Annotated in this window: 13 protein-coding genes; 6 read left to right on the top strand and 7 right to left on the bottom strand. The window is 29.9% G+C overall.

Features of this window, described 5'->3' with window-relative positions; all coding sequences use genetic code 11:
• Window positions 1–71: 71 nt before the first annotated feature.
• The 5 genes from HRT41_11255 to HRT41_11275 all read left to right on the top strand — a co-directional run bounded on the left by HRT41_11255 (window position 72) and on the right by HRT41_11275 (window position 3,473).
• Complete coding sequence (locus HRT41_11255) at window positions 72–425, top strand: DUF3302 domain-containing protein (GenBank protein ID NQY24597.1); 354 nt, start codon at window positions 72–74, stop codon at window positions 423–425.
• Between the two features lie 3 nt (window positions 426–428).
• Window positions 429–1,376 carry an HlyD family secretion protein gene (locus HRT41_11260; protein ID NQY24598.1) on the top strand — a complete coding sequence of 316 codons (948 nt, stop codon included), beginning with the start codon at window positions 429–431 and terminating at the stop codon, window positions 1,374–1,376.
• Between the two features lie 12 nt (window positions 1,377–1,388).
• Window positions 1,389–2,744: a TolC family protein gene (locus HRT41_11265; GenBank protein ID NQY24599.1), complete on the top strand. Its 1,356-nt coding sequence runs from the start codon at window positions 1,389–1,391 to the stop codon at window positions 2,742–2,744.
• A gap of 208 nt (window positions 2,745–2,952) precedes the next feature.
• Complete coding sequence (locus HRT41_11270) at window positions 2,953–3,204, top strand: redoxin family protein (protein NQY24600.1); 252 nt, start codon at window positions 2,953–2,955, stop codon at window positions 3,202–3,204.
• A complete protein-coding gene (locus HRT41_11275; protein ID NQY24601.1) occupies window positions 3,138–3,473 on the top strand; it encodes a hypothetical protein in 336 nt (111 codons plus the stop codon). The genes HRT41_11270 and HRT41_11275 overlap by 67 nt, the downstream gene beginning before the upstream one ends.
• 17 nt (window positions 3,474–3,490) lie before the next feature.
• Here the strand turns inward: HRT41_11275 and HRT41_11280 are convergent, their stop codons facing one another.
• Both HRT41_11280 and HRT41_11285 read right to left on the bottom strand, forming a co-directional pair.
• The gene (locus HRT41_11280; protein ID NQY24602.1) at window positions 3,491–4,444 is read right to left on the bottom strand and encodes a helix-turn-helix domain-containing protein; all 954 of its coding nucleotides are present in this window, start codon (window positions 4,442–4,444) and stop codon (window positions 3,491–3,493) included.
• 89 nt (window positions 4,445–4,533) lie between these two features.
• Window positions 4,534–4,911: a hypothetical protein gene (locus tag HRT41_11285; protein ID NQY24603.1), complete on the bottom strand. Its 378-nt coding sequence runs from the start codon at window positions 4,909–4,911 to the stop codon at window positions 4,534–4,536.
• A gap of 346 nt (window positions 4,912–5,257) precedes the next feature.
• Here HRT41_11285 and HRT41_11290 point away from each other — a divergent pair, with 346 nt between their 5' ends.
• Window positions 5,258–6,739 (top strand): AAA family ATPase, encoded by a 1,482-nt coding sequence (locus HRT41_11290; GenBank protein NQY24604.1) that lies wholly within the window; start codon window positions 5,258–5,260, stop codon window positions 6,737–6,739.
• Window positions 6,740–6,800: 61 nt separating this feature from the next.
• Here the strand turns inward: HRT41_11290 and HRT41_11295 are convergent, their stop codons facing one another.
• The 5 genes from HRT41_11295 to HRT41_11315 form a co-directional block, all read right to left on the bottom strand.
• A complete protein-coding gene (locus HRT41_11295; protein ID NQY24605.1) occupies window positions 6,801–8,048 on the bottom strand; it encodes a PHP domain-containing protein in 1,248 nt (415 codons plus the stop codon).
• 14 nt (window positions 8,049–8,062) lie between these two features.
• Complete coding sequence (locus HRT41_11300) at window positions 8,063–8,791, bottom strand: amino acid ABC transporter ATP-binding protein (protein ID NQY24606.1); 729 nt, start codon at window positions 8,789–8,791, stop codon at window positions 8,063–8,065.
• A gap of 65 nt (window positions 8,792–8,856) precedes the next feature.
• Window positions 8,857–9,942 (bottom strand): amino acid ABC transporter permease, encoded by a 1,086-nt coding sequence (locus HRT41_11305; GenBank protein NQY24607.1) that lies wholly within the window; start codon window positions 9,940–9,942, stop codon window positions 8,857–8,859.
• Window positions 9,942–11,009: an ABC transporter permease subunit gene (locus tag HRT41_11310; GenBank protein ID NQY24608.1), complete on the bottom strand. Its 1,068-nt coding sequence runs from the start codon at window positions 11,007–11,009 to the stop codon at window positions 9,942–9,944. Before HRT41_11310 ends, HRT41_11305 begins: the two co-directional genes overlap by 1 nt.
• 213 nt (window positions 11,010–11,222) lie before the next feature.
• Window positions 11,223–12,233 carry an amino acid ABC transporter substrate-binding protein gene (locus tag HRT41_11315; protein ID NQY24609.1) on the bottom strand — a complete coding sequence of 337 codons (1,011 nt, stop codon included), beginning with the start codon at window positions 12,231–12,233 and terminating at the stop codon, window positions 11,223–11,225.
• Window positions 12,234–12,637 lie beyond the last annotated feature (404 nt).

The raw sequence follows: 12,637 nt of genomic DNA on the forward strand, positions 1-12,637 counted from the left end.
ACTATGTAGACACTTTAATTGTTTATAATTCTTTAACATTTAAAACAAAACAATCGATATAAGGAAGTTAAATGGAAGACAGATTATTGGATTATATTGCATTGGGAACATTGATATTTGTGGCACTTACCATAATTTATGGAGGTATGTTTATACATGATATTCCTTATCAAATGGCAAAAAAAAGAAACCATCCACATACAGAAGCAATACATACAGCATGTTGGGTAAGCCTATTTTTACTTCATATCATTTGGCCTTTTTTATGGATTTGGGCAGCACTGTACAAACCAGATATAGGTTGGGACATGGGAAATTCTTCTAAAGATGGCCAAAAAAAACAAGATAAAGTAGAAGAAGAAATGAATAATTTAAAAAATAGAATAACTGCTCTTGAAGAAAAACTTGAAAAGAAAGAGGATTAAATTATGGATTTACTTATACTTATAACTTATTTCTCAATATGTTGGGTTATCTTTAGAATATTTAATATATCTATTAATACCTGGTCCTTAACTACGGTCGTACTAGGTGCTGTAATTATTCTAGGAACCATGTTATCCATTGTTTCATATTATCACCCAAGCTCAATAACTGCTAGAAGTTATTTTGTTACAACGCCTATTGTTCCGAATGTAAAAGGTAAAGTAATTGAAGTCAATGTTAGGCCAAATGTTGCTCTTAAAAAAGGGGATATATTATTCAAAATTGACCCCGTGCCGTTTCAAGCAAAAGTGGACCAAGTAACATCTGAGTTAAACTTTGCGAAAAAAAGACTTGCACAGTCAAAAAAGCTTGAAAAAGTATCTGCAGGTAGTGCTTTTGATGTAGAGCAATATCAAAAAAATGTTTCTTCACTTCAAGCCCAACTTACTAATGCGCAGTTTGAATTAGAAAGTACAATAATTAAAGCTCCAAGCGACGGTTTTGTTACACATTTAAGATTATTACCTGGAATGATGGCTGTGCCTCTTCCTCTTGCACCAGTAATGACGTTTATACACAAAAATAAATTAAGTTTTATTGGAGGATTTACGCAACAACCCATGCAAAATGTCAAAGTAGGTAATGATGCAGAAATCTTCTTTCCAGGAATTCCAGGAAGAGTTTTTAAAGCAAAAGTAATTCAAGTTATGGGAGCTATTGCAGAAGGACAACTTTCTCCATCAGCTACTATGGTCAGTGTTAATCCAAGAGTACAAGAAGGACTTATACCTGTTGTTATTGAAATTACAGATGATATGTCAAGTTTTTATCTACCTATGGGAAGTGCTGCAACTATTGCAGTTTACAGTGAAGATTTCCATCACATTTCAATAGTAAGAAAAATACTTATACGAATGATGAGTTGGAAAAACTACATTCGGCTTCATTAGAAAGGTATAATTATGAAAAACTTAGTTTTAATTTTAATTTTATTATTTATAACAGGATGTAGTAAGAATATTTTGACACATGATCAAGTTCTTGAAAAAACTACAAAAAAAGAAAACTTTAATCAGCCAAAAGTCTGGTCAAAAGTAAAAGATCAAGGAAAAGTCGATACCAATTGGATTAAATCCTTTAATGACCCGATATTAGAAGCACTTGTAAAAGAAGCATTAAAAAATAATAGAGAAATTAAATCCTTAAAAATACAAGTTGCTAGAGCAGATGCTTTAGTAAAAAAAGCAGGTGCTGCACTTAAACCTACTGTTGGATTAAGTGGCCAATATAATGATAGAAATAGTGATGCTTTGGGTGAAGTTTATGGTGGAGGAATAAGTGTTGGTTGGGAAGCAGATATTTGGGGCAGATTAGAACTGTCTCGGACTTCAGCTAAAGAAAATGCATTAGCAACACAATCAGACTATGAATTTGCAAGACAATCGCTTGTTGCTTCAACTGCAAAAGCTTGGCTTATGACTACTACCAGTAAACTGCAAAGACAATATGCGAAAAACATTGTTATGTTATTTGAAAAAGAATTAAAAATTATGAATGTCAAATATGAAATAGGACAGGTTACTAAAAAAAGCATTTATTTGGCGAAATCAAATTTAACTTCTGCTAAAAATGCTTATTCAAAAGCCACTGTTTCTTATGAAGATGCACAAAGAAGTTTAGAGCTTCTTTTAGGAAGATATCCCTCTGCTTTAATTCAAGGTACTAATAAGTTAATAAGTTTAAGTACTTCAATACCTGTTGGAATACCCTCAGGAGTATTAGAAAGACGTCCTGATTTAGTTGCTGCTGAGCAAAGAGTTGCCGCTGCATTTTATAAACAAAGAGAGTCTGAATTATTGCACTTGCCTAAATTTACGTTTTCAATTGGGGCTTCTTTAAATAATTTAAGCAATGCCGCAAGTAATTTAGTTGCGGGGATTTTTGCACCACTTTATCAAGGAGGGGCTATTGAAGCAGAAGTAGATAATGCTACAGCAGCACAAAAACAATCCATTGAAAACTATGCGCAAAAAGTCTTGCTTGCATTCAAAGAAGTTGAAACATTTTTGTCTCTTGAAGTAAAACTTTTAGAACAAGAAAACTATATGAAAGATATTCTTTTAGACAATAAAAAAGTACTAAAACTTACTAAAATATCTTACGAAGTAGGTCAAGTTGAATATTTAGAAGTTTCGCAAGTTACTAAAAATTTAATCTCGTCACAAATCTCACTTATAGATATATCAAGCAAAAGGGTATTTAATAGAATACAACTTCATCTTGCTTTAGGTGGTGGTTTTGAAGTAAAAGAAAAATAACACTACTATATTTCTTAATATACACTTGCTAAATTATATACGTTTAGTAAGTTGTATCTTTAAACTCCTAGCTTTAATATTTACTCTTATTACAAAAAATCAAGTTCAATATCATGTATTTAATAGGAAAATATCTCTTAGAGCTTATGTTTCTTAACAAAAACTACACAAAAGTAAACTAAACTTTAGGAAAAATGTAGGAGAAAAAATGAAATTATTTTTATGTATGTGTATCTTTACTTTTAATATGTTTGCTAGTGGTATACTGGGGCAAAAAGCGCCTAGTTTTGGCGTAGATACATGGCTTCAAAACAATAATAAAGCTTCTCTTGATATCAAAGACTTCAAAGGGAAAGTACTTTATGTCTATGGATTTCAAGCATGGTGTCCAGGATGCCATTCTCATGGTTTTTCTACTCTTCAAAATTATCAAAACACTATGAAGGAGATAAAGAAGTAGCTTTTGTAGCTATTCAAACTGTTTTTGAAGGCTATTCAAGCAATACCATACAAGCAGCAGAAGAAATAATTAAAAGATATAAACTTAGCATGCCCGTAGGTCACAGTGGAATAAATGGCAAACGATCAAAATTCATGTTACGTTACAAAAGTGGAGGAACTCCATGGACAGTAATAATAGATAAAACAGGAATCGTAAGATTCAATGATTTCCATGCCAAAGTGGAAAATATTATTCAGTATATGGATATGTTAAAAAAAGAGCTTTGAGCTAAAAACTTGTTTTATTAAACTTGAAATTTAAGTCGATAGGATTTTGGGCTAATAAGTTTATAGCGTTTAAAAAACCTTCCAAAATCAGAACTATTTGAGAAGTATAAAGAAGAAGAAATTTCTTTGATGCTTAAAGTCGTGTAACATAATTGATATTGTATTTCTTTTATAATTCTTTTATGTATTAAAAACAGTGCGCTCTCATTTGTACTTTCTTTGATGGTCTCACTTAAGTGTTTAGGAGTAAGCCCTAAGATATCTGCATATTCTTGTACCGATTTTTTTGTTTGAAAATTTTCTTCAATTAATGCTAAAAAGTGTTTTAAAATTTGCTGTGATCTTGTTTTTACTTTTTCTAAGAAAGGAGCACTTTTCTCTCGTTTTAAGAGATATAATATTTGAATTAATAGTGTTTTTGAATACTCTTGGTAATCAAGTTTTTTATTTTTATATTCTTGATTTAAAAGTTTAAAAAGTCTTAATATTTGAATAAAGTGTTCTTGATCTAATTGATTTACTTCAAATTTTCTTGAAAAGAACTCTAATAACTCAGTATTCAAAGAAGATAAAAATTCATATTCAAAAAATACCATTAAAGATTCACAACTTTCACTAAGATCTTCAAAAGAATAAATAATCCCAGGTACTAATAACTGTAAAGAGTGTGCATTTGTTTCATAACTGTATTGATTAATATGCCGTAAAGATTTACCTTTAAGATTGAGAATAAGAATGTAGTGAGAGCAACAAAGGGGAATAGATATATTTTCTTTTCCCTTATTTTGTAAAATAGCGAAACCATCTGCTTTAAAATCAATATTCTTAATATCCATTCCTAAAAGGGGCTTCTTTTCATAAAGATTCTTATATACATTGATACTTTGATTCATATTTAGTAAGGGCAGAGAGCCTTTACGTCTTAGTTCATAAAAACAAGTGTTCTGAGTTTTCTCTTGATATTTAATCATACTGTTTATATCCTACTTGTTATTATTGTAACAAAAAATATTAAAGCTAAGTATAGAAATTTTATACTTAAGGCTTTTTTATACTATTTTTACGCTTTGAAGATTAAAGCATAGGCTGTTTTATTTTTAATCATAATTAAAATTAATGCAAAAACAATAAGTGCTGAGGGTTCTATTCCATTCATATCTAAAAAAACATGTGCTAAAAAAGCATTTAACATAACAGGCATAAGCAATACTGCCATTAACGCGCTGTACTTATTAAATATAAACGCAAGGCCTGCTATAAGCTCTAAGAACGCCATTATAGGGAATATATACCCTGTTTTGTATACCGCTGTTCCAAATGCTGCTAGTGCTTCATTAGCAGGAGGCATAGCCAGAAATTGTAAAAATCCATTTAAACCAAATAATACTAATAATAAGCCTGTAATAACTTGTATTCCTAAAAATAACTTTGTTTTCATCTTTTTTCCTTAGTTGAAGTTTCTCTTCGTTTTTTCTAAGGTAATTCTAACTGTTTAAAATAATTAAGGAAAGAGCAAAAAATCGCAATTATATGCAATACTTCGGAAACATACAATTTATTAATATTTTATTCTAAATATATAGGCAATACTACCTATTTATAAAAATAACTATCAAATAAGAATATAAAATCTTTCTCTTAATCTCATATTTTAATAAAAAAGCAAAAAGCAAGTGAAAGTTTTAGAAACTTTGTGTCAAGATACAAAGATAAATCAAAGCTTGAAATAAAAAGAATTTTCCTACGATACTAACTTCAAGCATAATTATTAATAATGAGCAAAAATGACCGATATAATTAAAAGCAATAACAATGTAAATATTAAAACACCTACAAACGAACTAACACCTCATCAAAGAGAAGTTTTTAATAATGTTACGTCCTTAATAGATTCAAAAGTGAAATCTATTTTAAAATCAAACAATCTTGATGATTATATGTTATCTTTAACAGGAGCAGCAGGTACGGGTAAAACCTACCTTACAACACAAATTGCTAAATATTTAAGAGATAAAAAAGACAAAGATTTTTCTTTCACCATTACTGCACCTACTCATAAAGCAGTAGCTGTAATATCTTCTATGTTACGAGCCAATAAAATACAAGCCTCTTGTAAAACCATTCACTCTTTTTTAGGAATCAAACCTTTTCGTGATTTTGATAAAGGAATTGAGACCTTCAAAATAGATAAAACAAAAAAAGCCCATGAAAGTGCTTCTATCTTGATCGTAGATGAAAGTTCTATGATAGGGGCTGAACTCTTTTCTTATATAAAAGAAGCCATAGAAGAAGAACGCATTAATTTTGTTTTTTTCATAGGTGATCCTTATCAGTTGTTACCAGTAGATAACAGTGAAAATAAAATATATTCATTAAAAAATCGTTTTTCTTTGGATGAAGTTGTTAGACAAGCCAAAGACAGTTATATTATAAAGATTGCTACAAAACTAAGAGAAAGAATAATGCAAAAAAACTTTATTCCTCTGCAAGAATTTTTTATGGAAAATTACCATAAAGAATTGGCATTTTTTAACAATTTTAAAGACTTTACTGATGATTTTCATAAAAATGAACGTTGGTATAAAGAAGATAAGATAATAGCTACGTATAAAAATAAAGATGTAGATTCATTTAACAATCTTATAAGAAGAAAATTTTGGGAACAACATGGTGTTATTAATCCCCCTACTTATTTACAAGGGGATACTTTACGCTTTAGAGAAGCCTACAGTGTAAATGATATTTCTTTATATCACAATGGTCAAGTAGTAGAACTTCAAAGGGCCCAGCAGAAATACCATGACAGTTTGGGAATTTATTATTGGGAGTGCCAAAATATTGGGGCTTTGGAGCAACAAGTATTTAGAGTAATAGAACCTTCTTCTCTTAAAACCTTTAATGATAAATTAAAAGCCATTGTAAGTGCAGCTAAGAGAGCTTCACACCCACAGAAAAAAGAATTATGGGTTACGTTCTATGCTGTAAGAGATATGTTTGCTGATGTTCAATACGTACACTCTTCTACTATACATAAATTGCAAGGAAGTACCCACGATATAGCTTACATTGATTTGTTTTCTTTATCTGATAACAGATATATGAGTGATGAAGAAAAATATCGTTTGGCTTATGTTTCTATTACAAGAGCAAGTAAAGATATCAAAATATTTATGCCTCATTTTAAGTACAATGAGCAAGAAAGTATAATGAATGTTGTTAATGAATTTGATGCCATTGATGCTGCGTTAAAACGAATAGAATTTTAAGAAAAAAATAAAATTTATATTAAGAAAAAGACCTATGTTTTTATTAGATCTTCTTCTTTATTTATACTGCGAAAAATTTATTATTATAATGACTCAGATTTTCTATTTCACGATTAATCTTTTTCTCAAAACTTTTTTCATTGATAAATTGATCTATATATAATTTAGATAATCTTGTTTTAAAGCTGTAGTGACTGGGATAATATTCTCTAAGTAAAAAATAAACATATTTTGCTAATTCATCTTTCCCCATGAATTGATGTTCTTTATTATCTACTTTAGAAACTGCACAAGTAAGTCCTTCTTCAATAGCATCAACAATACCTCCCACCGTTTTTTCTTTTCCAAATATAATAGTAAATCTGTCCCCTAGTTCATGATCACTATCATGGGCATCAGAATTTCCAAAAGGAGCTAAATATTTATATTTATTTTCATTTTGATAGGTAGTTAAAGATGTTAAATTATTATGTTCTCTTACTTTTTCTTCCGCAAATACTTCCACACCATCAAGTCTTGAACTTTTTAACATCTCTTTATACGCTGCTTGATGAAGATGCAACTTGCCTGTTCTATACACCCAGTTTGGATGAGATAAGATGGCAAGGCCCTTGGCATCTTTTATTTTATTTATAACCCAAATATTTTTTGCATAATGCGTCAAATTCAGGTCTTTTTCTAAATCTTGTGTTTTCAAATCTTCAACAATTTCTTCAAGTTCTTTTTCATACTTATCCACATCTTTTCTTTGGTTCTCTATAGATGTATTTGCATTAATTGCTAACATATGCCCATTTCCTTGAGCAATTGACATATCTTTTCTACCACCAGTACTTACTTCTTCACCTTTTATTAGTAGAATGTCAACATTGTGTTCTTCTACTTTCTCAAGTGCATTCAAACAGCCCTCATATCCATCATGATCAGTAATACTCAAAAAATCCATGCCTGCATCAAGGGAAGCCAAAACCATTGCAAAAGGACTTGTTCTTCCATCAGAATAAGTAGAATGCATATGTAAATCACCTTTTAAGGGTCTTCTTTGCATCATATCTTTATCAAGACAATAAAGAGGAAGGGATTGGCTGTCTTTGTATTTATAATGAATTTTTACTAAAAATTCGCCTAAAAGAGGCATTTTATAGGAAAAGAAAATATGATTTGTTTCTCTCTCAAAAGCTATCTCTTCTTTATAAAAAAAATCATTCTTAGATGATATTTCTATAGACTCAATCTGATCCACATTTTGAAGGTTTACTTGGTAATTTACAAGAACATCTTGCTCTACCACTTTTGGAAGAATTTTCATAATTTCTCTTTTTTTTAATCTGTAATAATCTGTTCTAAAAACTGTCTTAGTCTTTCACTTTGGGGGTTCTCAAAAAACTCTTTTGGAGTATTTTCTTCAATGATTTGTCCCCCGTCCATAAAAATAACTCGATCAGCAACTTTTTTTGCAAAACCCATTTCATGAGTTACACAAACCATTGTTTTTTTCTCTTTGGCTAATTCTATCATCACATCCAATACTTCATTAATCATTTCAGGATCAAGTGCAGATGTTGGTTCATCAAAAAGCATAATCGCAGGATTTTTACAAAGTCCTCTAGCAATTGCAACTCTTTGTTGTTGACCCCCACTTAGTTGATTTGGATATTTATGCGCTTGTTCTTCTATATTTACTCTCTTTAAATATTTCATTGCCGTTTTAGTAGCTTCTGTTTTTGAAACACCTTTTACATGCGTTGGTGCAAGTGTTAAGTTTTCTAAAATAGTAAGATGTGGGAATAAATTAAAATGTTGGAAAACCATCGTAACATTTTTTCTTAATTCTTTTATTTTTTTCACATCATCTTTTAGTTCAATACCATCCACTACGACAGTACCTTTTTGAAATTGTTCAAGATAATTTATACACCTTATTAACGTAGACTTCCCTGAACCACTGGGTCCACAGATCACTACTATTTCACCCTCTTTAACATTTAAATTAATATTTTTTAGTACATGAAAATCATCGTACCATTTATGTAAATTTTTCATCTCAATAATATTATTCATCTAATATTCTCTCCTTTTATAACTTAAAGTAAGCTAATTATGTACTCTTTTTTTATCTATCTTCCAGTATTTAATCGGTTTTCTAAAACTTTAGAATATTTTGATAAACCCGAACAAAATATCAAAAATATTATTGTTACAAATACATAACCTTCTGTAACAAAACCAGTCCAATGTGAATCAGCAGATGTTAAACCAACCATAGTAAGTAAATCAAATAAACCTATTATTAATACCAGTGTTGTATCTTTAAATAAACCAATGGCATTTCCAATTAAATTGGGTATTGAAACTTTAATTGCTTGTGGTAATATAATTACTAAGGTTTTTTGCCAATAACCTAGTCCTTCAGAATCAGCTGCTTCGTATTGCCCATTTGGTATTGCTTGTAAACCACCTCTAATTACTTCTGCTATATAAGCAGATTGAAATAAAGTAACAACAATTAAAACCCGTAATAATTTATCGAAGGTCATACCTTCAGGAAAAAACATTGGCAATAAAACGGAACCCATAAATAAAATAGTAATAAGAGGCACACCTCTAATAAACTCAATATAAACCACACTTAAACTTTTTATTATAGGAAGATTACTTTGTCTTCCAAGAGCCAAGAGGACTCCTATTGGCATAGAGAATACTATTCCTATTGAAGAGATAACTAAAGTAAGCGTCAAGCCACCCCATTTATCTGTAGGTACTTCAACTAAACCAAAAGACCCACCTGTTAATAAAAAATATGAGATTATAGGAAATAAAGAAAAAACAGCAATCTTTGTTTTATAATCTTTTCCTGTGTATTTAAATAAAGCAATAAATACAATAGATAAAGCAAACATCAAGTTAATTCTATATATTTCACTCTCAGGATAAAAACCATAAATGAAAAAATCCATTTTATGTATGATAAAAACCCAACAGGCTCCATCTCCTGTACAGGATGCTTTTGTTGTTCCTATAAAATTAGCATCAATTAGTGCCCACGTAACAAAAGGAGGAACACTTATATATAAAAATGCCAATATTAAAAGTGAAAAAAACACTTCAAGTGGCGAGGAAACAAGATTATTTAAAATCCATCTTAAGGGACCTTTTACAGAGGTAGGAGCTTCTTTTATTTCTTCTAATTTAAATATTGCCATTATCTACCCTTTATTTCCATCTTTTTATTTACGTAATTTAATACAAGAGATATAATCAAACTAATGACTAGATATACACTCATAGTCATCATAATAATTTCTATTGCTTGTCCAGTTTGATTTAATGCTGTTCCAGAAAAAATGGTTACAAGTTCGGGGTAACCAATAGCGGTTGCTAAGGATGAGTTTTTTACAACATTCAAAAATTGGCTAATAATGGGAGGTAAAGCGATTCTAATTGCTTGAGGTAAAATTACATATTTTAAGGCTTCATATTTACTAAGACCTAAATCAATAGCTGCTTCTTTTTGACCATTATCAACGGCTTCTATCCCACTTCTTACGGCTTCTGCTGTAAATGTAGCCGTATAAATAGATAAAGAAAATGCCAAAGCTAAAAATTCAGGACTGTAAGTCATTCCGCCTTCATAATTAAAACCTTGTAATACAGGAGTATCAAAACTCAAGGGACTTCCTGCTAATAAATACACAAGAAAAGGAACAGATACTAGAATAAGGATATTCCAAGGTAAAAGAAAAGTATCTTTACCTGTTTCTTCAAATTTTTTCTTTACTCTTCTTGTTAAATAAATAACCATAACAATAGCAGCAAAAAAAGCGAAAATAACCAAAGAAAAACCATCTTCCATTATGGGTCTTGGTACACTAAAGCCACGATTGTTTAATATCATGTCTCCCCCAAGTTCAATACTCTTTTTTGGACTAGGAAGGGAGGCTAAAACAACATTGTACCAAAATAATATTTGTAATAATAAGGGTATATTTCTAAAAATCTCTACATATGCCCAAGCAAATTTAGAGACCAAAAAGATTTTTGATAATCGTGCAATACCTATTATTACGCCTATGATTGTAGAAAATATAATCCCAACTATTGAAACATAAAGAGTATTAGAAATACCCACTAAAAAAGAATCAAAAAAGGTGGAGTTAGAATCAAAAGGAATGGGAGATTCTGAAATTTCAAAACCTGCTCTCTCATTTAAAAAATCAAATCCTGTTTTGATACCTCTTGCTTCAATATTAATAAATAAATTGGTGAACATAAACCACAAACCTATAACTAAAAGAGTAACAATAACAAATTGAAAAAATATAGCTCTAACTGTTTTATTATAAAAAAATGACAAGAATGACCTTTTAAATTTATTTTAAAGAGTAATATCTTGAGAAATTAAAAAGTCAAATATTTATTTATTTGATTTTTGAATTTTCCAAAAGATATGAAACTCAAGAGCAAAGCTCTTGAATTTAAATTTTTATCTAAAGGGAGGAGAATAAAGAATCCCACCGTCGTTCCATAAAGCATTTACGCCTCTTTTGATTCCAAGTGGTGTATTTACACCTAAATGTTTCTCAAATGACTCACCGTAGTTACCAACTTGTGTAATTATATTATAAGCCCATTTAGGATCTAAACCTAACATTTTTCCAAGGTTACTGTTAACACCTAAAATTCTTTGAATTTCTGGGTTTTTAGAAGTTTTAGCTAAAGAAGCCGCATTTTTAGAAGTAATACCAAGTTCTTCTGCTGTAATCATTACATTTAATGACCATTTAACAATATTAAACCAACGATCATCACCCTGTCTTACAACTGGACCTAATGGTTCTTTTGAGATAATATTTGGTAAAACTTTAAATTTACTTTTATCAAGTACTGTTAATTTAGAATATAATCCTGATTGATCTGTTGTAATAACATCACAACGTCCTGCTTTAAAACCAGCAATAACTTGTGCATCTGTATCGTATAAAACAGACTTATATTTCATATTATGTTCCATAAAATAATCAGCAATGTTTAACTCTGTTGTATTACCAGTTTGCATACAAAAAGTTGCACCATCTAATTCTTTTACATCATTTACACCAAGTGATTTAGCTACTAAAAATCCTTGCCCATCATAATAATTGACTCCAGCAAAGTTAAGACCAAGAGATGCATCTCTAGTAAATGTCCATGTTGTTGATCTTGCTAACATATCAATTTCACCACTTTGAAGTGCAATGAATCTTTCTTTAGAAGTTAAAGGATGATTCGTTAATTTATCTGCATCTCCTAATACTGCTGCTGCAACTGCTCTACAAAGGTCAATATCAAAACCTTTCCAAACTTTGTCATCTCCCATTTCAGCGAAACCAGCAAAACCAGTTGACATACCACAATGTACAACACCTTCTTTTTTTACTTTTTCAAAAGTACCTGCACTTGCACTCATTCCAATTACAGCTATTGCTGGTAATAACATTTTTAATATTTTCTTCATCATCACTCCTGTAGGGTTAATCTAAATTAAAATATCTTTTATTCTAAAGATAGGTAAATTAGTTATATTCTCTGTCTTAAGTTCAAGGCTTTACTAAAATTAAAAAGTCTCCGTAAAGTCTTCACCATATTAAAGCATAATATATATTAATTACAAAATGGTTACAAATAAACAACTATAGAATGATTACTCCTCCTTTTATTTTAAATAAACTTTTTCTCCTTCTTTTATCTTTTTTTACTATTTTTCAATAGAATGCCTATAATTTAGAGGTATTCTTCATGTTTTATTCTCTGTCTTTTTTTTTAATAACAATAAATAACAAGATAAATATATTATATTAAAAAAAAGAAGTGACAGTTTCCAGCCTTTATTATTAATTTAAATAAATGAAACACTATAGT

The organism is Campylobacteraceae bacterium (genome assembly GCA_013215945.1).
GTDB lineage: Bacteria > Campylobacterota > Campylobacteria > Campylobacterales > Arcobacteraceae > NORP36.